The 26,093-nt window shown below is 72.9% G+C and carries 18 protein-coding genes; 13 read left to right on the top strand and 5 right to left on the bottom strand.

All coding sequences use genetic code 11. The annotated features are described in order from the left end of the window. Nucleotides 1–225: 225 nt before the first annotated feature. The 6 genes from ACWCSV_RS22240 (at nucleotide 226) to ACWCSV_RS22265 (ending at nucleotide 7,353) form a co-directional block, all read left to right on the top strand. A complete protein-coding gene (locus ACWCSV_RS22240; RefSeq protein WP_451144773.1) occupies nucleotides 226–423 on the top strand; it encodes a hypothetical protein in 198 nt (65 codons plus the stop codon). Between the two features lie 2 nt (nucleotides 424–425). After that, the gene (locus ACWCSV_RS22245; RefSeq protein ID WP_451144775.1) at nucleotides 426–1,157 is read left to right on the top strand and encodes an ABC transporter ATP-binding protein; all 732 of its coding nucleotides are present in this window, start codon (nucleotides 426–428) and stop codon (nucleotides 1,155–1,157) included. Continuing rightward, a complete protein-coding gene (locus ACWCSV_RS22250; RefSeq protein ID WP_451144777.1) occupies nucleotides 1,150–1,896 on the top strand; it encodes an ABC transporter permease in 747 nt (248 codons plus the stop codon). The genes ACWCSV_RS22245 and ACWCSV_RS22250 overlap by 8 nt, the downstream gene beginning before the upstream one ends. Next, nucleotides 1,893–3,557, top strand: a complete 1,665-nt coding sequence (mpaP, locus tag ACWCSV_RS22255) for a daptide biosynthesis intramembrane metalloprotease (protein WP_451144779.1) — start codon at nucleotides 1,893–1,895, stop codon at nucleotides 3,555–3,557. Before ACWCSV_RS22250 ends, mpaP begins: the two co-directional genes overlap by 4 nt. A 107-nt stretch (nucleotides 3,558–3,664) precedes the next feature. After that, entirely contained in the window at nucleotides 3,665–6,217 is a 2,553-nt protein-coding gene (lanKC, locus tag ACWCSV_RS22260; RefSeq protein ID WP_451144781.1) for a class III lanthionine synthetase LanKC, read from the top strand. Then, complete coding sequence (locus tag ACWCSV_RS22265; RefSeq protein WP_451144783.1) at nucleotides 6,214–7,353, top strand: glycosyltransferase family 2 protein; 1,140 nt, start codon at nucleotides 6,214–6,216, stop codon at nucleotides 7,351–7,353. Before lanKC ends, ACWCSV_RS22265 begins: the two co-directional genes overlap by 4 nt. Nucleotides 7,354–7,358: 5 nt before the next feature. Here the strand turns inward: ACWCSV_RS22265 and ACWCSV_RS22270 are convergent, their stop codons facing one another. Further along, entirely contained in the window at nucleotides 7,359–8,348 is a 990-nt protein-coding gene (locus ACWCSV_RS22270) for a helix-turn-helix domain-containing protein (protein WP_451144785.1), read from the bottom strand. Nucleotides 8,349–8,690: 342 nt separating this feature from the next. Between ACWCSV_RS22270 and ACWCSV_RS22275 the strand changes: the two genes are divergently transcribed. Both ACWCSV_RS22275 and ACWCSV_RS22280 read left to right on the top strand, forming a co-directional pair. Beyond that, nucleotides 8,691–9,347, top strand: a complete 657-nt coding sequence (locus ACWCSV_RS22275) for a GOLPH3/VPS74 family protein (RefSeq protein WP_451144787.1) — start codon at nucleotides 8,691–8,693, stop codon at nucleotides 9,345–9,347. A gap of 142 nt (nucleotides 9,348–9,489) precedes the next feature. Next, on the top strand, nucleotides 9,490–10,005 hold the full coding sequence (locus ACWCSV_RS22280) for a DinB family protein (RefSeq protein ID WP_451144789.1): 516 nt from the start codon (nucleotides 9,490–9,492) through the stop codon (nucleotides 10,003–10,005). A gap of 199 nt (nucleotides 10,006–10,204) precedes the next feature. On the opposite strand, the gene ACWCSV_RS22285 is transcribed toward ACWCSV_RS22280, so the two are convergent. Beyond that, nucleotides 10,205–10,960 carry an SDR family oxidoreductase gene (locus ACWCSV_RS22285; RefSeq protein ID WP_451144791.1) on the bottom strand — a complete coding sequence of 252 codons (756 nt, stop codon included), beginning with the start codon at nucleotides 10,958–10,960 and terminating at the stop codon, nucleotides 10,205–10,207. Nucleotides 10,961–11,159: 199 nt separating this feature from the next. Here ACWCSV_RS22285 and ACWCSV_RS22290 point away from each other — a divergent pair, with 199 nt between their 5' ends. After that, the gene (locus ACWCSV_RS22290) at nucleotides 11,160–12,068 is read left to right on the top strand and encodes a helix-turn-helix transcriptional regulator (RefSeq protein ID WP_451144793.1); all 909 of its coding nucleotides are present in this window, start codon (nucleotides 11,160–11,162) and stop codon (nucleotides 12,066–12,068) included. A gap of 415 nt (nucleotides 12,069–12,483) precedes the next feature. Here the strand turns inward: ACWCSV_RS22290 and ACWCSV_RS22295 are convergent, their stop codons facing one another. After that, entirely contained in the window at nucleotides 12,484–13,902 is a 1,419-nt protein-coding gene (locus tag ACWCSV_RS22295; protein ID WP_451144795.1) for an MFS transporter, read from the bottom strand. Between the two features lie 172 nt (nucleotides 13,903–14,074). Between ACWCSV_RS22295 and ACWCSV_RS22300 the strand changes: the two genes are divergently transcribed. The 3 genes from ACWCSV_RS22300 to ACWCSV_RS22310 all read left to right on the top strand — a co-directional run bounded on the left by ACWCSV_RS22300 (nucleotide 14,075) and on the right by ACWCSV_RS22310 (nucleotide 19,606). Continuing rightward, nucleotides 14,075–14,995 (top strand): helix-turn-helix transcriptional regulator, encoded by a 921-nt coding sequence (locus ACWCSV_RS22300; protein WP_451144797.1) that lies wholly within the window; start codon nucleotides 14,075–14,077, stop codon nucleotides 14,993–14,995. Between the two features lie 174 nt (nucleotides 14,996–15,169). Then, nucleotides 15,170–18,889, top strand: a complete 3,720-nt coding sequence (locus ACWCSV_RS22305; RefSeq protein ID WP_451144799.1) for an AAA family ATPase — start codon at nucleotides 15,170–15,172, stop codon at nucleotides 18,887–18,889. A gap of 396 nt (nucleotides 18,890–19,285) precedes the next feature. Continuing rightward, nucleotides 19,286–19,606: a hypothetical protein gene (locus tag ACWCSV_RS22310; RefSeq protein ID WP_451144801.1), complete on the top strand. Its 321-nt coding sequence runs from the start codon at nucleotides 19,286–19,288 to the stop codon at nucleotides 19,604–19,606. Between the two features lie 36 nt (nucleotides 19,607–19,642). Here ACWCSV_RS22310 and ACWCSV_RS22315 read toward each other — a convergent pair whose 3' ends face one another. After that, entirely contained in the window at nucleotides 19,643–21,031 is a 1,389-nt protein-coding gene (locus ACWCSV_RS22315) for a hypothetical protein (RefSeq protein ID WP_451144803.1), read from the bottom strand. Nucleotides 21,032–21,375: 344 nt separating this feature from the next. Continuing rightward, nucleotides 21,376–21,918, bottom strand: coding sequence for a VOC family protein (locus ACWCSV_RS22320; protein WP_451144805.1), 543 nt, complete (start codon nucleotides 21,916–21,918; stop codon nucleotides 21,376–21,378). A 1,219-nt stretch (nucleotides 21,919–23,137) separates the two neighbouring features. Between ACWCSV_RS22320 and ACWCSV_RS22325 the strand changes: the two genes are divergently transcribed. Next, nucleotides 23,138–25,657, top strand: a complete 2,520-nt coding sequence (locus tag ACWCSV_RS22325) for a hypothetical protein (RefSeq protein WP_451144807.1) — start codon at nucleotides 23,138–23,140, stop codon at nucleotides 25,655–25,657. Nucleotides 25,658–26,093: the final 436 nt, after the last annotated feature.

A 26,093-nucleotide genomic window follows, 5' to 3' on the forward strand; every position in this document is an offset into this window, starting at 1 on the left:
CCGGGCGACCGGCGCGGCGGCGCGCCGTTCCCGTATCTCCGAGTATGCCCCGCGCACGCCGGACGACTCCGCGCCCGCGGCGGCGCATCCGTGTCGCCGCACTTCGACTCCTCCGCGCCCGCAACGGCGTACCCCGTCACCGCATCCCCGACGGCATCGCGCCGCCGGGCCGCCCCCTTTGATCCGAAGCGCAGGACCCCGCACGACCGAAGGAGAGTTCCCTCCATGTCCCAGGCTGCTTCCCGCGGCTTTCCGTGGGCCCTCGCGGGCTGCTGGCTGGTCGCCGTCATGGCCGCCCCCGGCATCGTCTCGGCACTCACCAGCGGCCGTACGCGGACCGTCGCCCTGCTGGTCTGCGTGGGTGTCGAACTGCTGATCATCGCAGGCTTCGGCCTCTACCTCCGCGCCCGCGGAAGGTCCTGACCATGGCCGACACAGTCGTCGAGGTCGAGGGCCTCACCAAGCGGTACGGCGAGCTGACCGCCGTCGAGGACGTCTCCTTCCATGTCGCGTCCGGCAGGGTCGTGGGACTCCTCGGGCGCAACGGGGCAGGCAAGACGACGACCCTGCGCATGCTGCTGGGTCTCGCCCGGCCGACCACCGGGCGCGCCACCGTCTTCGGGCTGCCGTACGGCGAACTCCCGCGCGCCGCACACCGGGTGGGTGTCTCGATGGACGGCATCGGCCCGTCCAACGCGGCCACCGGCCGGGGCGACCTCCGGGTCTGGGCCCGCGCGCTGGGGCTCGGCAGGAAGCGGGTCGACGAGGTGCTGGAGCGGGTGGGACTGGAGGGCGACGCACACCGCAGACTCCGCGGCTACTCCACCGGCATGCGTCAACGTCACGCCCTGGCGACGGCGTTGCTCGCCGACCCGGAACTCCTCATCCTCGACGAACCGGCCAACGGCCTCGACCCGGACGGCATCCGGTGGCTGCGGGAGTTCCTGCGGTCCCTCGCCGACGAGGGCCGGACCGTGCTGCTCTCCAGCCATCTGCTCGCCGAGGTCGAGCAGATCGCCGACGACATCGTCATCCTGCAACGCACCCTGCGGTACAGCGGAACGGCGGCGGATCTCACCCGGGACGGCTCGGTGAGCCTGGAGGACCGCTTCTTCGAACTCGCCGGCACCGCGGGCAAGGAGCCCACCCATGCGTGATCTCATCGCCTCCGAATGGCAGAAGGTCTGGACCGGCAAGGCCTGGTGGGCGCTGGCCCTCGCGGCGGCGCTGCTCTGCGTCCTCGCCGACGCCGGGTTCCTCACCCAGGCGCTCGACGAGCTGGAGCAGGGCACCACCACCGTGGCGCGGACCACCGCGTCCCTGGTGCAGGGCTGGTTCATGGTGGAGCTGGTCGCCGCGCTCGCCACCATGCTCGCGATGACCCGTGAGTTCTCCAGCGGCTCGATCATGCGGACGACGCTGCTCGGCGGAAGCCGGCTGCGGGTGCTCGGCGCGAAGCTCACGGTCGCCGCGGCCACCGGCGCGGTGTTCGCCGCGGGCGCCGGGATCCTGGCGGCCGTCAGCCCGTGGGTCTTCCTCGCCGGTCAGGACTTCCAGCCGCAGTGGACGGCGGAGGCGACCCGGACGCTGCTCGGTGTGATGGGGGTGGTCGTGGCGGGCGCCCTGTGGGGCTGCCTGCTGGGCCTGATCATCCGTCAGCAGGTCGTCGCCGTGGTCGTGATGCTGCTGAGCACCTGGCTGGTCAGCGGCGGACTCCAGCGACTCGCCCCCGACGTCGGCAGGTTCACCATCGACGAGGCGATGGCCGCCGTCTACCAGGACAGTTCCACCGCGGGGCTGCTCTCCACCCCCTGGGCGGTCGTCGTGCTCGCCGCCTGGATCGCCGCCGCCGCCGTGGCGGGCCGCGCGCTCTTCCTCCGCCGGGACCTGCCGTGAAACTGGCCCTGAAGCGCCCGGAACCCGTGGCGCCCGCACTCCCCCCGCTGCCGGAGCGCCCGGCGCTGGCGGACGAGGTGCTGGTGCACGAGCCGGCGGGCGAAGGCGCCCCGTGGATCGTGCAGTTCGGCGCCGGGCGGTATCTGCGGGTGGGCGCCGGGATGGCCCGGCTGCTGCGCTCGGCGGACGGTACGAACACCGCGCAGGACATCGCGGAGCACCTCGGCCGCCCCTGGACCGCCGAACTGGTGGGAGAGGGCCTGCTGCGCGCGCAGAAGATGGAGCTGCTCCAGGACCCGGCCCGCGAGCCCGTACGGACCCGGCGGTTCGCGTTCGTACCGCCGCTGACCTTCCAGTACACCGTGGTGCGCCCGGACCGGCTCCTCGCCCGACTGAGGCCGCTGACCGCCCGGCTGGCGCACCGGGCCTGGGCGGTGGCGCTGGTCACACTGGTGGCCGGTGGCCTGCTGAGCGTGGCGTTCCAACTGCCAACCGCAACCGCTGCGTTGAGCGGCCCGCTGCCGGTCTCCGCGCTGGTCGCGCTGGTCGTCGTCACCTACCTCGGCACCGCGCTGCACGAGATGGCGCACGGGGCGGTGCTCAGCCACTACGGCGGCAAGCCCAGCCGGATGGGCGTCATGCTCTTCTACCTGACCCCCGCGTTCTTCTGCGACGTCACGGACGGCTGGCGGCTCCCGAACGGGGCCCAGCGGGTACGCATCGCGCTCGCGGGCATCACCGTGCAGGCCGCCATCGGCGGGGCGGCCGGTCTCGCCTCGGCGGGCGTGGCCCTGGCCGGGGGTAGCGGGACGGTACGCGAGCTGCTGCTCCTGCTGACCGTGACCAGCTTCCTCTCCGGCTTCTTCAACGCCGTCCCGTTCATCAAGCTCGACGGCTACCTCGCCCTCATGAGCCACCTGGACGTCTCGCACCTGCGTGACCGGTCGATGGCCGACACCCGGCGCCTGGCCGCGAGGGTGCTCTTCGGCGGGCGGTACGAGAGGACGGTGCCCGAACTGGGCTGGGCCCCGCTCTTCGGCCTGGCCTGCATGGTCTTCCCGCTGTACGTGCTGGCCACCGCTTTCACGCTCTGGCGCTCGATGCTGGAGAACATGGGCCTGGTCGGCGCGGTCGTCGTGTCGCTGGCGCTGCTCGCCCTGCTGACCCGGTGCTGCACGGGCGCCCTGCGCCTGGGCGCCGAGGCGCTCGCCGCCGGGGCGGCCCGGTGGCGGATCGCGGTCGTCTCGCTGGCCGCCGTCGCCGCCGTCGCGGCCGTCGCCGTCGGGGTGACCCTGCCGTACACGGTGACCGGCGGGTTCGTGAACGAGAACGGCCGGGTGGTGTTCGTGGCGACGGGCGCGGCCGACCTGGACGCGGTCGCCCCGGGCGCGAAGGTCCGCCTGCTGGGCAGCGGGATCGTACTGCACGAGAAGGTGGGCGAGGCCGAGGTGGCATCCACCCGGCCCACCGACGTCTCCGCGCCCTTCTCGGTGTTCGCCCCGGTCACCGGGCTGGACGCGATGGCCCTGCCGGCCTCCGGCATCCCGCTGCGCACCGACGCGCCCCCCTCCCGGTCCACCGGACTGGCCGAGATCGAGGCGGGCCGGCGCAGCCTGGGCGAGTGGCTCTACCTGCGGTACCTCGCGCCGTTCTGGCGCTGACGCGGGCCCGGCCCGTACGACGTCCCCGCACGGCTGCGGGGACACCTCCTCCCTCGCGACGGCCGCCCGTCGACCGCGCTTCCTCCCTGCTCCCAAGGCGGTTGATCATGGACATACTCCGGCATCTCGCACACTGCCCGCCCGGCACGCCGTTCTTCGACCGGGACGACGCGGACAGCGCCGCCCCGGACGACTACCCCGCCGTGTCGGCGCCGGCACCGGAGGGCTGGTCGCTGCACACCGGTCCGGACTGGGCGATGCTGACCCCGCCGGACCACCAACTGCCGCCGCAGGGCTGGAAGATCCACGTGTCGGCGGTCGCGGAGAGCGCCGAGAGGGTTCTGGAGCGCTGCCGGGAGTACCTGGTGCCGCGGGGGATCGCGTTCAAGTTCATCCGGAGCCGGAAGGTGCTGCTGCGCCGGAACGGCAAGTACGGCGACCGCAGCGCGTCGGGCAAGTTCGTCACGATCTACCCCCGGGACGAGGAGATCCTCGCCCGTGTCCTGGAGGAGCTGGGCGCCCTGCTGGACGGGGAAGCGGGCCCGTACATCCTCAGCGACCTGCGGTGGCGGTCCGGGCCGCTGTACGTCCGCTACGGCGGGTTCGTCGCGCGGACCATGAAGACGGCGACCGGCGAGACCGTCCACTGCATCGAGGACCCGGACGGGAACCTGGTGCCCGACAAGCGGCTTCCGGCCTTCCGGCCGCCGGAGTGGGCGACGCTGCCCGCCTGCCTGGAGGAGGCGCTGCGGGACCGCAACTCCGGGACTCTGGACGACTTCCCCTACCGCGCCGAGAAGGCCCTGCACTTCTCCAACGGCGGCGGGGTCTACCGGGGCAGCGATCTGCGGACCGGGGAGCCGGTGCTGTTGCGCGAGGCCCGCCCGTACTCCGGGATCGACACCCACGGCAACGACGCCGTCGCCCGGCTGGAACACGAGCACGCCTGCCTGGAGAAGCTCACCGGGCTGCGCTGGTTCCCCCGGCTGATCGAAGCCCGGAAGGGGCACGAACACCACTTCTTGGTAAGGGAGTTCATCGAGGGAGACACGCTCGCCGCGGCGCTCACCCGCCGGCTTCCGCAGGCCCCTGAGGCCGACCCGGAACGGACCGCCGCCTACACCCGGTGGGCCCTGGACGTGCTCGCGGACATCGAGCGGGGCGTCGCCGCGATGCACGGGCGGGGCGTCTTCTTCGGCGACCTGCACCCCGGCAACGTCCTGGTGCGCCCCGACGACACCGTCGTCTTCATCGATCTGGAGACGGCGACGACCGACCCGGACACCGCGCAGATCCACGCGGCCCCCGGCTTCGGCGCCCCTGCCGGGCACCGGGGCCCGGACATCGACCGGTACGCCCTCGGCTGCCTGCGGGTCGCCCTCTTCGCGCCGCTGACCACGCTCATGGGGTGGGGCCCGCACAAGGTCGAGCAGCTCATCGCCCACATCGCCGCCCGTTACCCGCTGCCCGAGGACTGGGGCGACCGGGTCCGCGCCGACCTCGCGCCGCTCGCCGCCGAACCCCCGGCCGCACCCGCCTCCGCCTCCGCCTCCGACTCCACCTCCACCTCCGGTGCGACGGCGGGTACGGCGGGTACGGCAAGCACCGCCGTCGCCGAGGGCATCGAGGCGACCGCGACCCCGGACCGCACGGACCGGCTCTTTCCCGGTGACGCGACGCAGTTCCTGCTGCCCGGCGGCGGCGCCAACCTCGCCTACGGCACGGCCGGGGTGCTGTGGGCCCTCGCCGAGTCCGGCCGCGACGTGCCCGAGGCGCAGGTGGAGTGGCTGGAACGCGCGGCCACCGCCGACACGGCCACCACCGACGCCCTGCCCGGCCTCTGGACGGGCCTCTCCGGTACCGCCTCGGCGCTGCTGCGGCTGGGCCGGACGGACGCGGCGGCCGGGCTGCTCGCCCGGGTCCGCGCGATGGACCCGCCCAACGACAGCTACTTCGACGGACTCGCCGGCATCGCGCTCGCCCAGCTCCACCTCGCCCGCACGACCGGCGACGAGGATGCCCTGAAGTACGCGACGGCCACCGGCGAACAGCTCACCGCGCGCGCCGCCGCGGCCCCGCCCCGCCGGGGGCAGTCGGGCCTCATGCGCGGCCGGTCGGGCGGCGCGCGGCTGCTGCTCGCGCTGTACGGGCAGACCGCGGACACCGCCTGGCTGGACGCGGCCCGGGAGCTGCTCGCCACCGACGTGACAGCCCTCGGCTGGACGGCGGACGGGGGTACGGACCCCACGGCCGGCACCGAGGGCTGGGCACCCAACGCCCCGGGCAGCCGCCCCCTGCTGGCCGCCGGTGGCGCGGGCACCGCCCTGGTCCTGGCCGACTATCTGGAGCACCGCGAGGACCCGCGCTTCGGCCTGGTCGTGGAGAGCGTCCGGGCCGCGGCCCGGGAGGCCATGCCCCGTACCGCCGGGCTCTTCCACGGCTGGGCCGGTGCCGCGCTCACCCTGCGGCGGCTCGGCGAGGAGCCGCCGCCGCGGCTGCTGGACGTGCTGGACCTCTACCGGGTCGAGTACGCCGGGCGCCCCGCCTTCCTCGGCCACGAGAACCTGCGGCTCTCCACCGACCTGGCGACCGGTGGCGCCGGGGTCCTGCTCGCCCTGGGCGCGGCGGTCGGCGGGCCCGCGGCGCTACCCTTCTGGTGACCGCGCACGAGGGGAGGGCGAAGTCCGTGGGACACCGCACCGCACACCACCGCTCACCCCGGGTGACCGTGGTCTGTCCGACGTACAACCGGTCGGAGGCGATCACCCGGACCATCGAATCCGTCCGGGCCCAGACCGTCGAGGAGTGGGAGCTGCTGGTCGTCTCGGACGGCTCCGACGACGACACCGAGGCGTGGGTGGCACGGGCCGCCCGGGAGGACTCCCGGGTGCGGCTGGTCCGTCTCGCCCGTTCCGGCCACCCCAGCGGCCCGCGCAACGCCGGACTGGCCGAGGCCCGGGGCGCGTACACCGCCTACCTCGACCACGACGACACCTGGTACCCGCACCACCTCCGTACCGTCCTCGAACTGCTGGAGGGCGGCGCCGACTTGGCGGCCACCGGGTGCGAGTACCGGGACGCGGCGGGGGGTGTCGCCGCCGGGCTTCCGCCGCTCTCCTGTTGCTGGCACCCTCAACTCCAGCTGATGGGACCGCTGTTCGAGCCCTCCCGGGTGGCGCACCGCAGCGGGATCGTGGAGTCGGTGGGCGGCTGGCGGACGGGCGCGGGGCTGGAGGACTGGGACCTCTGGCTGCGCCTCACCGACGCGGGCCACACCTTCGCCACCGCACTGGAGCCCAGCGCCGCCCTCCTCACGGACGGCGGGACCCGCCGGCACCGGATGCCCCGCCCCCACCGGATGCCGCTGGTCCATCTCGACGACGCGCGGGCCGCGCACGCGCTGCTGGGGGAGTTGCGGACGGGGCTGCACGACGAGACGTTCCGCGCCGCCTGCCGGGAGGACATGCGGGAGTGGTACGCACGGATGGTGCGGGACGGGGGCTTCGTACGCCCCGTGGACTGGCACGGCGACCTCGGGGACGAGATCGACCGGGTGGTCGGGGGGACGGGCAGGCTCTTCGAGGAGTTGGTCCTCGTGCCCGACCGGGGCCGCTTCGCGCTCGCCCGCAACCTCCTCTGCGCCCGCCCCGAGCACGCCCGCCGAGCCACCGCCCTGCTGCCCGCCATCCAGTCCCGCCAGCTACGGCTGCTGACGGGACTGGCGGAACAGGCGGGGCCGACGGGATCAGCGGAACGGGCGGGGCGAGCGGGAGGAGCCGTCCGGCAGCGGGCCTGAGCCCCTCAGATCCAGCCCTTGTCCCGGGCGAGCAGTGCGGCCTGGAATCGGGTGGCCGCGTTGAGGCGGTGGAGGAGCCGCGCGACGTGTCCCCGGTAGGTCCGTATCGAGACACCCAGCTCACGCGCCCCGGCCTCGTCCTTGTCGGTACGGGCCATGATCTGGAGCACCTTCAGCTGGAAGTCCTCCAGCCGTTCCCGCTCCGCGCATCCGCCCAGCAGCGGTGCGGCGTCGGTTGCGTGGGCCCAGGAGCGGTCGAAGAACGACCTGAGCGTCTTCACCAGCCCTTCCTGGCGGATCAGCAGCGCGCGCTGGTCCGGCGCGTCGGGGGCCGACTGCACCAGGGCGGTGCTCCGGTCGAAGATCAACACCCGCTCGAACTTCCCCTCCAGCAGCCTGAACTGGGCACCGTGCTCCGCCAGCTCCCGGTAGTAGCCCGCCGATACGGGGTCCCGGAGCGCCGAGCGGTGCACCAACACCCGCACGGAGACACCCCGCCGCAGGCACCTCAGGTCCGACTCGCGGGCCATGGCGGCACATTCGGGTGTCAGCGTGCGTGAGGGCTGCATCGCGAGCAGCTCCTGCCGGGCGAAGTACGCCAGCTCGCCCATCCGTTCGTAGAGCAGACCGGCCCCCTCCAGGGTCTCGACCTCCTCGTGCACACCCTCCTGCCCCTGCCAGTGCAGGACTTGGCGTACGAGGGAGTGGCTGGTGGACAGGATCTCGCGCTGCTCGTCCTGGAGGGCCCGGATGCGCTGCTCGGCGAGCCTGCCCACCCCGATCCCGGGATCGACGGGAAACGCCTCCCCGTTCGCGCCGATGTGGACCATGCCCTGCTGGTCGAGCCGTTTCAGGGCGAGTTGGAAATCGTGCTCGTCCAGCCCGAGCGCCGCACGCAGATCGTCGGCGGTCGTGCCGGGACGCCGCAGCAGCGCCCGGTACACGGATTCATCGAGGGGTTGGACTCCCAATACGGCCAGTTCCGACACATCCATACGTTCCCCCGTAAAGAGATGCTCGCTTGTGCGCACCTGGGCAAATCATCACATTCACGTCTTGTGCACGTCAATGATCATGTGACTCTTGTGGAGACATTGCACACTGTGCCCTTTGAGGCAGGTGAGTACTCGCGAAACCGGCAAGTAGCCGATCGGGCAGGCCCTGACAAGGCGGCACAACCAGCCCTTACGGGTTCACCACAGGGTCTCCGCTGACGGAATTCATACGCGGTCCCCGAGTGACACGTGAGGGAACCGGCCGCATGTGCGAGGCGTGATGAGGGAAAGTCGGGGGGCACGGCGCGAGCACGTCGCGCGCGACGAGGGAAGAGGGGTCCGATGGACACGGGACTGACGGTCGGCGAGCGGATCACGCTGCTCGGACTGGACCAGCGGGACGGCACACCGCATGCCTCTCTCCGGGTGGCCGCCGCGGTCGCGGCGGCTCCGCTGCTCCAACTCGTGCGCTGCGGTGGGGTGGTGGCCGAGGGCGGCAAGCTCGTCGCCGCCGGCGGTCCGGCACCTTCGGAGCCGCTCGCCGCCGCCGTGGCGGCCCAGGTACGCGAACACCCCGAGGCCCGGCCGCAGGCCTGGCTGCTGGCCGTGCGCGACCAGGCGGTCACCGCCGCGTACGACGGCCTCCAGGCCAAGGGTGTGGTCCAGCGGGAAGGCCGCAAGCTGCTCGGCGCCTTCGGCTCCTACCGTTACCCGATCACCGACGCCTCGGCGCCGGAGGCCCTGCGCGGCGAGCTCGCCGGGGTGGTGCTCGACGGGGCGCCGGCCGGTCCGGAGACGGCGGAGCTGATCACGCTCCTCCACCACGCGGGTCTGCACGCCCGCGCCCTGCCGGACGCCGACCCCGCCGCGGTGAAGGAGCGCATGGGCGAACTGGCCGCCAGGACCGGCGCGTCCGGAGCGGTGGGCGAGGCCGTCTCGGCCGCACTCGCCGCCCTGACCGTGCTGCTGGTGAGCATCCCGGGCATCACGGCCGGCTGACCCTGTTGCGCCCGGGGTCTCCTTCAGCGCAGGACGATGCCCGTGTCCGTGGAACGGAGTGCCTCACCGAGGAGGCCGCACCGGTGTGCACCACGCCGAAATCGGGTCGACACCCGTTCCCCGCCGCGGGAAACTCCCCGCAATGAATCGACGAACCGACACACCTCCGACCTGGGACGAGCGTACGCAGCTGGTCACCTTCCTCGACTACGCCCGTGACACCGCCCGAGCCAAGTGCGAGGGCGTGTCCGCCGCGGACGCCCGCAGGGCTCCGCTCCCGGATTCACCGCTGATGACGCTGTGCGGCCTGATCAGCCATCTGCGTTGGGTCGAGTACTACTGGTTCCAGGTGATGTTCCTGGGCGAGGAGCTCGCGGGGCCGCTCGCGGGGGCGACCGACGACGATCCCGACCCCGAGATGCGGACAGCGGTCGACATCCCCTTGCCGCAGCTTCTCGCCGAGTACGAGGAGCAGAGCGCGCGCTACCGTCGCCTGGTGACGGACCACGACCTGAACTCGGCGGCCGAGCGTTCCGTCAGCGACGGCCGCCACGTGGACCTGCGGTGGGTGATCCTCCATCTCATCGAGGAGACGTCCCGCCACAACGGTCACCTCGATGTCGTGCGTGAGCTCGTCGACGGGCGCACCGGCGCCTGAGACCTGCTGTACGGGTGGTGTCAGGTGACGGTACGGCCCAAGGGGTGTCCCGCGATTCGTGGTGGATCACTGCGCGGCGTCGGATGCGGTGCATCGCAAGGCGGAGGGGCGTCCGCATGCTGGATGTATGCGGACGTTCCGACAACACGGCGAGGTGTCGTAGCTGTCGTCGCGCACCCACCAGGAATTGCGGGACCCCTCAGCGGCCGGGAAGCATCGCGAGGGCCTGGGAGCGCTTCGCGACGAGGTCGTCGTACGTGCCGTCGCGCTCGGCCCAGCGGTGCGTGAGAACCCGCTCGACCAGGATCTCGTCGGGGGTGGGGTTCTGTGCGAGCAGCCCCATGACCTCGGTGGCGAAGGCGTCGAGCGGCAGCGCCTGCGGGTTCACCCGCTCCTGTCCCGCCGTGGCGACGGCCGGGGGGACCAGTTCGACGACTCCGACGCCGGTGCCGTCCAGCTGTGCGCGCAGCGCCTCGGAGTAGGCGTGCACCGCGGCCTTCGAGGCGGCGTAGCTGGGCATGGGCGGGAACGGCAGGAAGGCGATGCCGGAGGTGACGGTGACGAAGGTGCCGGCGCCCCGCCCGACCAGGTGCGGGGTGAAGGCGTCGATCACCCGGATGGTGCCGACCAGGTTGGTGTCGATCGTCGTCTTCGCCGCCTCGAAGTGCGCCGGGTCGCGCAGGTCCTCCAGGAGCATGACGCCCGACATGGTCACCACGGTGTCCAGCCCGGGGTACCGGGCGAGGACGGCGTCACGGGCGGCGGAGACGGAGTCACCGTCGGTGACGTCGAAGGCGAAGGTGCCGAAGCCTTCGGCGGAGAGTTCGGCGAGCGCTTCCGCGCTGCGGCCTCCGACGGCCACGGTGCTGCCCGCCGCGGCGAACCGCCGGGCCAGTTCCCGGCCGATGCCGGACGTTCCGCCGACGACGAGAACGGTGCGGTGGGAGAGATCCACGAGGTTTTCCTTCGGTTGGGGGCACCCGCGGTCTCGGAAGGGGCAGAGCGCCCGCGGGGCCGTTCAGCGGTGGTCCCTGTCCTGGGGGACAGTGCTGCCGCAACTCTGCGCGCCGTCCGCCGGGCGGGGCAGTACCCCCGTCTTCCCTGGTCCTGCCAGGGCCCCCTCAGGGACGGGCGCCCCGCATTACGGTGGCCCCATGAAGGACGAGGAATCCGGCAATCAGCTCGGCAGCTACCTCCGTGCCCGGCGTGAGCTGGTCTCCCCGGAGCTGGCGGGCATCCCGCCCGGCGGCAACCGCCGGGTACCCGGTCTGCGCCGTGAGGAGGTCGCCCTGCTCGCGGGGATCAGCCCCGACTACTACCTGCGCCTGGAACGGGGCCGCGACAAGAACCCCTCGCCGCAGGTCCTCGCCTCGCTCGCGCGCGTCCTGAGGCTCGACGACGTCGAGCGGACGTATCTGCTCGGGCTCTCGGCGGCCCGCCCCAGGGCACCGCGCCGCAAGCGCCCGGAGCACGTACCCGCGCGGGTGCACCAGCTCCTCGCGCACCTCACGGTTCCCGCGTTCGTGGAGGGGCGCGCCTTCGACGTGCTGGCCTCCAACCCCATGGCCGTCGCCCTCTCCCCGCGCCTGCGGCCCGGCCACAACCGGCTGCTCTCGCTGCTCCTCGATCCCGAGGAGCAGGCGTTCCACCAGGACTGGACGAGGGCCACCGCCGACTTCGTCGCCACCCTGCGCACCACGATCGGGGACGACACCGACAACCCCCGGTTCGTCGAACTCGTCGGGGAACTCGCACTCTCCAGCCAGCGGTTCCGAACCCTGTGGGCCCGGCACGACGTCCGCGTCCTCGACGGGGGCACCACCACCGTCCACCATCCCCTGGTCGGTGACATCCGGCTGCACCGCGACAAACTCCCCGTCGACGACGTCATCCTCGTCGTCTACTACCCCGACAAGGACAGCGAGAGCGACGAGAAGCTGAGGCTCCTCGCCGCCCTCGGGACCGACCCCGGCGGCCCCGCGCACGAGCCGGACGGCCCCGCGCACGAACCCGGCGGCCCCGCGCACCGGACGCCGCCCCCGCCGCCCCCGCCGCAACCGTGACGCCCACGGCCCTGGCCGTGACACTCGGGGCCGCCCCGGGGACGTCACCGCCGCGGAGTCCCGGGCCGCGGCCGCTTCGACCCGGTCGGCGGAGAGGCCGTAGGCGTCGGCCGGCAGCCCGTACGAGCGGTGCCGGCCGGCCGGGTCGGGCGCCCGGGCGTTGACGCTCGGTTCGTCCACGCCGTGCGACGCGGCAAGCGCGGTGAGCACGCGGTGGACCTGCTCGGGGGCACCGGACACGAGGTCCTGCGGTGGATCTTCGCCCGCTCCAGCTCCGCCCCGGTCCACCGGTGGCGGCGCACGGTCTGCGGGTTCCGGGGTGCCGGGGTTCCGGGGTGCCGCCCGCCTGCGTACGTCCGCTGCCGGGGCATCGACGCGCCACAACGGGCCTTTCTCTGCGTTCCGTTGCGCCCCCTCAGCCGACCTGGCCTTCCGCGGCGGGCGTCCGGGCCCGGAGGAAGAAGAAGGAGGTCAGGATGCCGAGGACCACCACCGCCGTGTTCACGATCACCGCGGTCGTGATCCCGTCGTGGATGTCGGTGTTCGCCGCGGCGATGGCCGACATGATCGGGGTGCCCATCGTGATGCCGATCTGCTGGGTCATCGTCGCGAGACCGGTCGCCATGCCCTGCTCGTGGTCGGCGAGCCCGGTGGTGGCCGTGACCATGAAGCCGACGATCACCAGCATGTTCCCCACCCCGCCGGCGAAGGTCGCCGCCAGCAGCAGCCACATCGAGCCGCTGGTCTCGCCGAGGCCGACCAGGGAAAGGGTGGCCACCGCCTGGAGGACACCGCCGATCAGCAGCGTCGACCGGGTCGAGGTCGCGCCGATCACCCGGGGTGCGAGCGAACCGCCCACCACCGTGCCGACTCCCAGCACGCCGAACGACAGGCCGGCCGTCAGCGGCGAGAACCCGAGCACCTCCTGGAGGTGGAGCGTCATCAGGAAGACCAGGCTCGTCTCCGTGAGGAACGCGATCACGCCCGCCACGTTCCCCCAGGCCACCGTCCGCTTCTTCAGCACCGGCACCGGCACCAGCGGGTCCGACGCCCTGGACTCCACCGCGTAGAAGACCAGCAGCAGCGCCACGCCCGAGGCCAGCCAGCCCAGCGCGGCACCCGAACCCCAGCCGTGCTCACCGGCCTGCGTCAGCCCGAACACCAGCGCCAGCAGCCCCAGCGTCACCGAGACCGCGCCGGGCACGTCCAGCTTCGGCCGGACCGCCGGCCGCGACTCCTTGATGACCGCGGGGGCGATCGCCAGCACCGCGATCGCCACCGGCACGTTGATGAGGAAGGACCAGCGCCAGGAGAGAAGATCGGTCAGAACTCCGCCCAGGATCGCGCCCGTCGTGAACCCCGCCGACATCAGCGCGCCGTTCAGCCCGAGCGCCTTCTGCCGCAGCGGCCCCTCGGGGAACGACGTCGTGAGCAGCGAGAGGCCCGCCGGTGTCACGGCGGCCGTCGCGAGGCCCTGGAACACCCGGGCCACGATGAGCATTTCGGGGCTCTGGGCCAGTCCGCCCACCAGGGACGAAAGCCCCAGCACGGCGAGGCCCACCAGGAACAGCCGCCGCCGGCCGAACAGGTCCGCGACCCGCCCGAACAGCAGCGTGAAACCGGCGGCGGCCAGCGCGAACGAGGTCGCGACCCACTGGAGGCCGGACAGCGAGAAGCCCAGTCCGTCGCCGATCACCGGCAGCGCGACGTTGAGGATCGAGAAGTCCACCGCCAGCATGAACTGGGCGACCAGCAGCACCACCAGGACGAGGCGGAGCCGCCCGTCCAGTCGGACCGGTCCCTCCCCCGCCCGTACACCCTCGGCCACAGCCATCACGCACATCCCTCCGTCGCGGACCACCCTCAGTGGTCCTTCCGGAGAGCGACTCTGGCCCTGCGCACGGGAGTTACCCAGCCCCCTGGTCTTGCTGGCGTCGCGGAAGGTATCACTGGCAGGGCCACCTCCGGGGCCCCGCCGAGGCCGCCGCACGGGCACACTGGGAGGCATGGACACTCCCACGGCTCTGGGCGACTTCCTCCGCAACCGCCGCGCGCGGCTCCAGCCGGAGGACGTCGGCCTGCCGAGTCACGGCACCCGCAGGCGGGTCCCGGGGCTGCGGCGCGAGGAGCTCGCCCTGCTGGCCGGGGTGAGCATCACGTACTACACGCATCTGGAGCAGGGGCAGAGCTCCAACGCGTCGGACAGCGTCCTCGACTCCCTCGCCCGCGCCCTGCGCCTCACCCCCGACGAGCACGCCCATCTGCGCGACCTGGCCCGCCCGCCGAAGGCGAAGCGGGCCGCGCCGCACCGCCCGGAGTTCGTCCGTGCCACCACCCGGCGGCTGATCGACTCGATGCCGCAGGTCCCGGCCGTGGTACTGGACGGGCGCAACGACGTCCTCGCCTGGAACGCGCTCGGCCACGCCCTGCTCGCCGGCCACCTCGACGTGCGGAGCCCGGACACCCCGGCGGACCGCCCCAACCTCACCCGGATGCTCTTCCTCGACCCGCACACCCGCGAGCTGTACACGGAGTGGACCAAGGAAGCCAGGGTGGCCCTGTCCGCGATGCGCCTGGTCGCGGGCCGCAACCCCGAGGACAGCGCGCTCGCCGAGCTCATCGGCTCACTCATGCTGCAGAGCCCCGACTTCGCCGGCCTCTGGTCGAAGCACCCGGTGCGGGACTGCACCGTCGGGACGAAGGCGCTGCACCACCCGGTGGTGGGCCCGATGACCCTGGACTTCGAGAACCTCCACCTCGCGGACAACACCGGCCACCGGATGCTGCTCTACACCGCCCCCGAGGGCTCCCCCTCCGAGGCGGCGCTGAGCCTGCTGTCGAGCCTCACCGCCGAGACGGACCGCACCCGCCGCGCCGGGTCACGGCAGGCGGACGCGACGGAGACGGGCGCGGACGGGCTGCGGTAGGCACGGGCGGCGCTCCCCCGGCCAGGCGGCTGGACACCCCTCCCTGCCACCGGGCACTGTCCGGTAATCGACACCCTGACTGTTCGTCACCGTACGATCTCTGGTAGTTGTGTCCCCGGGGTACGGGCGCTGGCCCGTAGCGGGGCCTCATGTGCTCCGCAAGGGAGGATGCACATGAGCACCGCCACGCGCGAAGAGGTCCTCGCCGGGGAGCAGAAGGCCGTCGACCACGCGTACGACTGCTACACCACGCGGCTCGCCGAGATGACCGGCACGTCCGCCGCCACGGCCGCGGCGAGCACCAAGGACGGCATCGCCACCCGGATGGACACGGAGGCGCGCGCCGAGGCGTACGGCGGCCTGGGGGACGAGGCACTCGTCTTCTCACGCGTCGACGCACCGGAGGAACCGGGAGGTGCGCCCCGCCCCTGGTACATCGGGCGGCGCGGCGTACGGGACGCCGGGGGTGATCCGGTCGTGCTGCTCTGGACCAGTCCGCTGGCGAAGAAGTGGGCCGACGCCCGGCCCGAGGACCCGGGGGAAGTCGAGCTCCGGCGCCAACTCCGGTGCGTGCGACAGGTGGTGGAGGACTACTTCGACGACATCGCCCCGGTGTTCACGGCCGGTCCCGCACGGGAACCGGAGGACCTCCCCGGACAGCGGGACAGGCGGGACGCCCCGGCGCACGACGAGGCGCACGACGAGGCCCCCGACGAAGCCCGGACCGAGGACGCGGCGGAGGCCGAGGGGTCACCACTCGCGGAGGAACCCGGCGACGACGCCGCACCGCAGGTCCCGTACGTTCCCCATGTCCCGGTGCCCCGACGGAAGTTGCGCACCCCGTCCGCCACGCCCGGCGACGTGGCGCGGGCCCGGCGGCGCAAGCCCGCGCAGCCGGACGACTTCCTGCTCCGCGAGCTCCAGCGTTCGCGCGGCGGCCGGATGCGCGACATCGTCGAGACGATCCGCCGCGACCAGATGGACCTGGTCACCGGGTCCCCCTCGGACATCCTGGTCGTGCAGGGCGGGCCCGGTACCGGTAAGTCGGCGGTCGGCCTGCACCGGGTCACCTGGCTCGTCAGCAACGAGCACTTCAACGCCGCGAACATCCTCGTCATCGGCCCTCACCAGCGGTTCCTGGAGTACGTCGGCGAGGTCCTGCCGACCCTCGGCACCCGGGACGTCAACGCCGTCCAGCTCTCACGCCTCTGGGACGGCGAACTCCTCGGCACCGACACCCCGCAGGCCCGTGCGGTGAAGGCCGACGAACGCATGGCGGCCGTGCTGCGGCGGCGCGTCGAGCACGAGTGCCGCCCGGAGTCCATCGACGGCCAGCTCACCCCGCCGTCCTTCGAGGGCGACGAACCCGCGTTCACCGTCACGGCGGGAAGTGCGACCCTGCGCATCGCGGGTTCGGAGGTACGCGCCCTGCTCGCCGAGGCACGGAGCGGCGACGCCGCCTACCGCGAGCGCCGCGACCGCTTCCGCAGCCTGATCGTGGACCGGCTGCTGCGGGAGCTCACCGCCATCGCCCCGCGCCGGGGTGCGGACGGCACGATCCGCCGCAGCCTGGAACGCAACCGCCGGGTGGAGCGCCTCATCGACCGCGTCTGGCCCTCGCCGGGCGCCCGCGAGTCGCTGCGCACCCTCTACGACTCGCCCGAGCTGCTGCGCGCCTGCGCCGAGGACCTGCTGAGCGAGGACGAGCGGCGCGCGCTGCACCGCCCGCGTGCGACCCGCGCGGACGGCGACCCGTGGACCCTGGACGACCGGGTCTGCCTGGAGGAGCTCAGGTACCTCATCGCCGGGGAGATCCCCCGCCGCTACGGCCACATCGTCGTGGACGAGGCCCAGGACCTCACCCCGATGCAGGCCCGCGCCCTGCGCCGCCGGGTCGCCCGGGGCGGTTCCATGACGGTGCTCGGTGACCTCGCGCAGGCCACCGGACCGGTTCCGTACACCGCCTGGGACCGCCTGGGAACGCTCCTCTCCGACCATGGCGACTGGCGGGTCGCGGAGCTCAACACCAGCTACCGCGTACCCGCCGAGATCATGGAGTTCGTCGCCCCGCTGGCCCGCGTGGTCGCTCCGTCGCTGCCCTACCCGCGCGCGGTGCGCGAGGCGGGCCCGGACGCCGTACGCACCCTGTCGACCGAGCCCTGGAAGCTCCTCGACGACACGGTGGCCCAGGTGACCCGCCTGGTGGGCACCAACGACGGCCGCACCCTGCGGTCGGTGGCCGTCATCGTCCCCGACGACTCGCGCTGGCTGGAGGAGATCGGCGGCCGGCTCGACCGCAGCCCCGAGATCACCGGCCCGGGCCGCGCGGCGGTGTCCGTACTGGCCGCCGCACAGGCCAAGGGCATGGAGTACGACCACGTCCTGGTCCTCGAACCGGCCACCATCGCCGACACCGGCCCGGCCGGGCTGCGGCAGCTCTACATCGCCCTGACCCGCAGCACGCAGAGCCTCACCGTGCTGCACACCTCCCCGCTCCCGGAGGCCCTCACGCGCACCGACGACCCCACCGGCACGGGATCGGTACCCGGCGGTCCGGCACCGGGCACGCCGGCACCGGACACCTCCCCGGTCCGTACGGCAGCGGCGGGCGAGGTCCCCGAGATCGGCTCCGACATCCGGGTACGGGTCCTGGGCCCCGGCCCGGGAGGCCGCTACCGGGTCAGGGCGCTCGCCCCCGCCGTCGACCGCCCGCTCGTCCTGACCGTCCGGCACGGTTCCGCGCCGCCGCGCCCCGGCCAGGAACTGGACACCTGGGTCTTCGCCAACGAGACCGGCCACAGCGTGCTCACCGCCGACGAGCGTGGCCGCCTGCCCATCTCCCCGAGGATGGCCGACCGTTATCTGGAGGCCGTCACCGTACTCGCCGAACTACTTTCCCCCGGCGCGGACTTGGAGTCCGTACCGGACGCCCGATCCCGCCTCTCCGAGCTCCAGGGCATGGCCAACCGCATCCTCCGCCGCGACCAGGCGGACTGGGTGGACGTGCGGCGCGTCCTCGGCTCACCGGACCGGGACCGGCTGGGGGTGCTGCGCGACCTCGCGGCCGGCACCAACCGTGCCCTCAAGGACGACACCCTGGACACCGGCCGCCTCTCGGCCGAACTCGACGGCTCCGGCTGGCTCGACGCCCTCGCGGAGGCGCGGGAGACGCTCCGTACGCGCGGGGCGGGGACGGCCGGTACCGCGGGCCGTGCCGAGGAACCCGCCGCTGAGCCCGCAGCGGAACCCGCCGCTGAGCCCGCAGCGGGACCCGTCGCTGAGCCCGCCGCTCAGACCGACGCACCCGAACCCGCGCCCGAGGCCGCCCCGGCCGAACCCGCGCCCCGGCCCGACCAGCCTCCCCAGAAGGAGAGCGACCCCGTGACCCCCGTGACGACCACCGCCGTAGACGCCCCCGCCGCACCCGTTCCGGTCCCGGCTGCGGCCCCGGTTCCGGCTGCGGCCCCGGCGCCCCAAGAGGGCTTCCTGCAGGCGCTGGTGACCTCGGCAGCCGCCGACCGCACCGACAAGAAGCACGAGGCGGTCCGCCACCTTCTCATGTCGGCTCTCCTCTGGGCGGACATCCAGCCGACCGAGTCCGAGATCGTCGACGTCGGCTGCGTCACCGACCGGGGCCTCTTCCTCTACGAGGTCCTCGGCGCCGGCCGGGCCGGGTACGAGGACCTCCGTTCCGGGGCCACCCGCCTCCTGGAGATCAACCACACCCTGCCCGCCCCGGCTGCCGCCCGCTATCTGGTCCTCTGCGAACCGCCCACCGAGGACTGGTCCGCCGACACCGTCCGCGACATCTTCGGCGTCCACGTCCTCTGGCGCACCCCCGACGGCTGGGGCGGCGAGGACACGGCGACCGCCCTGGGCTCCTTCGGCGCGTAGCGGCGACGCCCGCGTGCACGTGTGCGGGCCGCCCTCCCCGTACGGTCCGAACTCGCCACGCCCGAGAACAGGTTCGTGCTGGTCGAAGTGCGGCCCGTGGCACGACGGCATTGCCGCGTGCGGCGGGCGGGAAGTGCGCGATCCGGCAGCCAGGAGACCCCGTTCGCTGCCGGCACTTCACCCACGGGCCGGCCCCGGCACGCCCGCCCCGGCCGGACCCGGCGGCGCGGCCACCCCTTCCCCCGGAGGAGCAACGCACCGTGACCGGCCCGGCGCGCGGGCGTTCTACCGGTCGCCAGGATTTCCGGAATACGACGAACCGCTCGTCCCTGATGAGGACGCCGGCGCGAGGTGGGAGCGAGACACGTGCGACAGAAGTGTTGCGAGCGTTGCGAGTTGGTCATCGGTCTGGGCTGCTCGTGCCCGCCCGACGGTTCCGCGCCGCGGGAGCGCCCCGTCTCCTCGCCCCGGCAGGAGTGGCGGACCTTCCCCGCCGACACGATCCTCATCTCCCCGCGGCGGTACGCGCACCTTCCAGGAGCGTGCGCCTACCTGACCGAGGAGCTGGTGACCGCCCCGCGCTGGGGCTGGATCCCCGCGCCGCCGGCCGGGCTCTGGGACAGGTTGAGCAGCAGCTGCCCGGCGACCGCGACCGAGGGGAACACGGACCGCCAGGCGATCCGGCGGTGCGAGGAGTGCGAGGCCGCGGTGGGATGAGCACCTCCTCCCAAGTCTGCCGGGCCGCCGGTGAGTTCAGCGGCCCGCAGCCGGCGCCACGTACACCCGCAGGCCGGCCGTCCGGTGCGGCGTCCAGGACCGTGCGTAGCCGGGCGGTCTGCCGCCCGGTGTCAGGAGCACGGCGGTGGGCAGCCGCTCGGCGGTCCGGCGGATGCCTGCCGTCGTGGTGTTGGCGTCGTGGCCGCCGGCCGCCGCGGAGGAGCAGCCCGCGTAGAACGCGATCGGCACGTACTCCTTGCCGGTGACCAGGCAGGGCGGCCGGACGCCGAGCCGGTGCAGCCCGTCGGCGACGGCGGCCCACTCCTGCCGGGCCGCCGTGGTGCGGCGCACGGTGTTGTGCAGTACCACGAGCTGCGCGGTCAGGTGCCCGGCCAGCACGAGGACCAGCAGGGTCACGGTCAGCGGGCGGCCCATCCGCCCGGGCGTCCGCACCGCGTGCACCACGAGTCCGGCGACCGGGACGGCGAGCAGCGCGTAGGCGGGCATCAGGAAGCGGGGCGCCGCGTAGCCGATCAGGAAGAGGTACGGGAAGGCCGCCGAGGCGGCGCAGGCCAGCGGTACGAGCGTGACGGCCGGGCGCCCCGCGCGGACGGCGACCCTGACCGCGAGGGCGGCGAGCACCGGCAGGGCGAACCACCACAGCGTCTCCGTGACGGGAGGCACCGCACCGGCGCACGGACGGCACAGGGTGCGTCCGCCCAGTGCGCGCAGCTGGTCCACCACCGCGATGTTCCAGCCGAGGCCGCCCTGGATACGGGACGCGTCGGCCAGGCGCTGCGCCGGCCCTCCGTAGGCGACGTACGCCTCGATCACCCACTCCGCCGCCCCTGCCGCGAGCCCGCCGCCCAACGCCACCAGCAGGGCCGGGCGGCGCCACTGCCGTACGCACACCAGCAGGACGAGCAGCGGCAGGACCACCCACACCGCGTCCATGGGCCGCATCCAGGCCATCAGCGCGGCGCTCAGGCCGACGCCCCGGAGGGCCTCGCGGTCGGAGCGGTCCGCACGGGCGCGCAGGAAGCAGCCCGTACCGGCCAGGGCGCCCACGGCGACCCAGTAGTTGGGCATGGCCTGCGGACCGTAGAAGAGCGTCACCCACAGGGTGGCGAACAGGGCGCCCGCCGTCGCGAGCACCCTGGCGGGGAGGACGCCCCGCCAGGCGCGGAGCGCGAGGAAGAGACCGAGGCCGGACAGGACGGCCAGGTAGACCCGGAGCAGGGCGGTCGACGAGGACCAGGCGGCGACCGGCGCCACCAGCAGCGGAACTCCCCGGGCCCGCGGGGCGCTGAAGAACGAGGCGGGCGCGTGGCCGGCGACCTGGCTGACGTAGACCGACTCGTCCCAGCCGAGGCCCATCCCCGGTCGTACGAGGAGGAGTTGGGCCAGCGTGAACGCAACGGCCACGCCGGCGACCGCCACCCCGCCCCGGGGCCGGCGGGACGACCGGGCAGGAGGGACTGCGGCTCGTGGGGCTGCGGCTGGTGGGACGGCGGCTGGTGGGACGGCGTCGGCTCGCGGGACCAGCTCTTCCCGCGGGACCGAACCGCCCGGGCCGGCCGTCGTGACCCGCGCGCCGTCCGTGGTCTGCGGACCGTTGCTCATCGCTCTCCTCTGAACCCTGCGGGCTGTGCGGGCTGTGCGTCCCAGCCGGCCTCCGCCCGAGAATCCCCCACCCGCCGTGAGGTTTCGGCCGTGGCCGACGCGGGTCCGCAGGGAAGAGCCGAAAGGCGTAACGCCGCTGCGCGAGGTCAGCTCACGAGCTGCCCCACGTGCGCGTGGAGAGGACCAGCAGGTACCCCGTCCGGGTCCCGCACGGTCACACCCCAGGTGTCCCAGTAGGGACTGTGGGCCGGGACGCGCTCGCCGCCGTGCCGTTCGAGCCTCTCCACCAAGGCGTCCGGGACCGGCTCACCGAGGTGGACGACCAGAAGACCCTCCGGGTTCGGTCGTGGTTCCACCGGCGCGGCCGGGTCGTGGGCGAGTTCGAGGTGCCACGTCGCTCCGGGCCGGCCGGCCATCGGAAGCGAATGCCGCCGTCCGGCAACCGGGTCCGCGTCGTGCTGGTACAGGATGTCGAGCCCCAGTCCGGGGCCCCAGAACCGTTCGGCGGCCCGTAGGTCCGGGCGACGGACGCCAGAACCGTTCGGCGGCCCGTAGGTCCCGCGACGGACGTGCGATGCGGACGTGTGCCGTGGCATCTGCCGGCACGCCGCTGCCTCCTGTGGTGACGCGCGACGGGGGGAGGGCGTACCAGTGCCGGGAACGTAGTCCGTGGGTGATCGGAGACCCATCGGGCGTCGGTCCTGAGTCCTCAGCCCTGCTTCCCCAACCGGCCCGGACACCGTCCAAGATCTCCAGCGATGCGCATCCTCGGAACATCCAGCACTCCACCCGCTACACTGGCGGCGGCGAACCGGCCCTCACCGGCCGATAGCCAACCTGTCCGAAGCGCGTCAAGAACGGTCTCGCGTACGACACCGTTTCCGGCGCCTTCACCGACAGAGCCCCGCCTTCGTGGGGCTTGGACAAAACCCCAAAACCGCAGGTCAGCGCAGCGCCTACTGCGGCTCACAAAACGGACGAGGTCCGTATCCGGAACGCATGCAGCATCTCCGCAGGTGAGCACAGGTGCGCATCGCCCCGGCGCGGAGACTTCAACACCAGGCCTGTAACGCATGGCTTCCGCCGTCTGGCGTGCACCCGGTTGCGACCTCTCGGACGCCACTGCCTTCCGACGGACATGAACGCCACTACCTCTCCGCTCGCTACCTCTCCGCTCGTCACGGACTACAACGGCTCCCGTCCCGGCCATCTTCGCGGCGCAGTTCAGCAGCGGCGGCGCCACGGGCAGGTCCTGCCACGTGCCCGACTCCACTTTGAAGGGATCGCAGGAGATCCGGAGTTCGACCTCGCGCAATTCTGCGAGGTCGCCCTCTGCGCCGGCAAACGCCCAGGCCAGCAGGGGACACCACGCCATCCCGGCGAAGCCTCGGTTGCGGAGCGATTCTCCGGGTCGCTCGGACGTCGGGCACTTCGTCCGACCCCACCGAGGCTCTACGGCGCACCGTAGAGGCCGCCGACCCGCTCCCGGACGCCACCACCGATCAGTCGGCACCCGCATTACATCAATCCGGTTGCCACGCAGCCTAGTTGAGGCACTTAGTCACCGGATCGAGTGAACGCAGGTTCTGCGAGCGGCAGTTGTTTCACGGATGGTGGCACATTTCGTGGTGCACGTCGGTGGCTCATCATCGGCGTCCGCCTCATGCCGCTTCCGGCGGAGCAGGAGCAGGCTGCGAGAGGTCCAGGCGCCACCGAGGCGCTGTTGGGGCTGATCGTTCTTCGGACGCTGGCCGGTGGACTGTACGGGGCGAGGACCGCCGCACACCCTCACGGTGTCGGCCCGGCTCCTCGCCGGCACGAGGCTTCTGCACTCGGGCGCGTGACACGCTCCCGACGGTCGGGAGTTTCTGTGCTCGCCCGGGACGCCCCGGGTGGAAGGACGACATCATGGCCTTCGACGACATCTACCCGCAGATCGGCACCAACGCCTGGGGTGACCGGCTCGCGGACGCGATCGAGAACACCTGCGCCGACCACGGGGTCGTGCCGCCTCCGCGGGACGCGATCCTCGAGGGTCTGGCCGCTGCACTGCCGGACACCGAGATCAAAGCCCTGATTGCCACCCAGCGCGGCAGAAGGGTCCTTAAGCCCACCGTCTGCCGGCCCGCGAAGGCCGGCGACGAGCAGGTGCTGCTGCTGACCTGCGACGTACACGGCGCCGCGGTGGTCCCGTGGGACCTCAACGACCGCACTGCCATCTGCTGGTCGTCGCCCGCCCCGGAGGCCAGCCAGCGCGTCAAGGACCTCGTCGCCGTCGAGTTGGCGCTCCAGGACGCCACAAAGAGCGCGAAGTCCGCCGAGAAAGAGCGGGAGGCCCTGCGTCGGGCGCCGGGGGACGACACGTACGCGCCGCAGGCACTGGCGGCGGCTACGCAGAAGCACCAGGACGCTGTCCGCCGCGTGCGCGAGGTTGAGTCCGAGCAGCATGCTCTCCTTTCCGCCCTTGGCCACCGGCGGCCGCGCCCGGTGGTCCGCGCCGCCCAGGAGGACGGGCAGCCGAAGGCGGCGCTCACCCTCGCCGAGCAGCCCTACGCGGTGGCCGTCCACATGCAGCGGTACGCCGCTGACAACCTGGAGCGCGCCGGTAAGACCCGCGGGTACGACCTGGCTGAGTCCCTCGTGGCCGGAGGCCAGCTCTCCAAGGGCATGAATGTCCTGCAGCAGTGGCAGATCTCCCACTCCGACGGCACGGTGTCGAAGCTGTGGCGGCTGGCCGCCGTGACCGGGAACAACCGTGCGCTGGCCCGTCTCAGTGTCTTCCGGGTGCAGCCAGAGCACTTGGTCACCGGGATGCCTCAGTCCCTCGTGGCTATGCCGAAGGACAAAAAGGGCGGCCCCGAGCCGCTGCTGCTGAGTCAGCGGGAGGTTTTGAACCGGCTTTCCGCCCGGCTCAACAGGGATGGTGCGAAGCCGGAGACTGAGGCGACCGACCCATCGGTCAGGGCGGCGAAGATCGCCACGGTGTCCGCGGAGATCGTGATCGGCTGTACCAAGCCCGAGGCCCTGGAGCACGTCCTACGGGCCTTGAACGTCGACGACCACCTGCGCGGCATCCAGCCCTATGAGGAGGACGCGCGGCTGGTCGCCCTGTTCGCGACGCTCGTCGATGCCTACGCCAGAGAATCCCTCCTCGCAGAAGCGCTCGCCGAGGCGTTCCCCGACGCGCGCGCTGCGGACGTCCTCGATCTGGTGGGCGTGCGCGACGCGCTGACGGTCAACGGGCCGCTCGACCCACTGGAGCCGCTGGTGCCCGCGGGCGCCATGGTTTCCCGGGTCGTGCTGCGGGACATCGCGGTGCGCGCCATCACCGCGCTGGTGTTCCCCGAGATCCCTCACGAGACCCCGCAGACGGCAAACGCGCGCACCGTCCGCGACACCGGGAGGCTCTGGCCCGTCGTCAGGGGAACACTGCAGGAGCCAGCGTGGAGCCAGATTCGGGCAAAGACGGCCGAGTCGCGCACGCGCCTGTGGTCCGCCGCCGTCGCGCAGCTGTTCGTACATCGAGGGAACATCCTCTCCGCCCTCGGTCTCTTCGGCACCACGGAGACCAAGGAAGGCGCCGGACAGGATCCGAGGCCGCTCACTGAGCTGCTCATCGGAGCGGAGGCTGGTGACGCAGCCGCCTGGTACGCCCTGGTCCAGCGGATGGCACCGGCTCTGATCCACGCTCCGCAGCCGTTCATCACCGCGGGGCAGGGCAGCGAGGCGGGCGCTGGGCGTAAGGGCGTGCGCCGCACCCCCAAGAGTGCCCTCGCCGCCCTGACACTGGCGTACACGAGGGGCGCGCCGGGCGTCAGCCGAGCCCTGCTGCTCGCGTTCGCGAAGGCCGTGCTGGAGCACCCGGACGCACCGCGGCCGCCCGAGCCGGACGACGGCACAGCCCTGGTCTGCTACGGCGAGCAGCACTGGGCCGAGGCCGACCGGACAGCGATCATCGCTGGAATGGTGATCGCTCCGGATACCGAGGGCCGGCCCACCCACTACGTCGCCGACAAGGCGTGGTTCGACGAGCTGTTCCCCGTGAACCTCGCCAGCCCGGCGCCGCTCACGTCCGGGAACTCCGCCAACGCGCCTGCGGACGCCGGGAACACCGCGGACGCTGGCGCCCGGACCACGGCGCACGGCGAGGCGGCCGCCGACCCGCGCGACCAGCTCGCCAAACTGCGCCGAGAGCTGACCGCACGGGTCGAACTCGTCGAAGGGAGTTACCAGAAGGCGGTGGACGCCGCCCACGCCCTGATGACGGACTTCGAGGAGGCACACCGCCTGCGCGTCCAGCTCGAAGAGGAGCCGCTCCCGGCCGAGCGGCGGATCGAGTGGATGGAAAAGCTGGCGAAGGTCCGGGCCGCCGCGCAGGCAAGCGTGACGACGCTCGAACAGGTGGAAGCACTGATCCTGAAGATCTGACGGGGCCGGTCGGCCGGCCCTCGAAAGGGATCGAGAGCCGCCCGACCTCTCCGGCTCGCTCCCGACAGCCGCCAGGCCGGGGCGAGCCGGAGAAGCGGTAGGTGCCCCTGTCCAGCAGTGCTCGGGGAGCAGCTCGATCGCAGCGGAGCACTCAGTCCCAGGCCGGGTTTGGGGTGCACTGCCCGGCTGGGGTTCAGGACTGCGCCGTCGACGGGTTCGGACGTGTCTCGGAGGTGGCGGTTCAACCGACCGCGGCCTCTCCCTCTGAATGGTCGTCGGCATCCTGTTCCACGGCAGGCGACGCGTGTCGGGCGCCACTTGCTCCCGCCTTCGTGAGGCTTACTGATGGTTTCAGAATGAGGTCGCAAGGCGGCGAAGGCGTGTGGGGTGCCGGCCGGATGAGGCGAGGCTCCGTCCGGTCTGCCCCATGCAGTTC

This window comes from Streptomyces sp. NPDC001770, assembly GCF_053596135.1.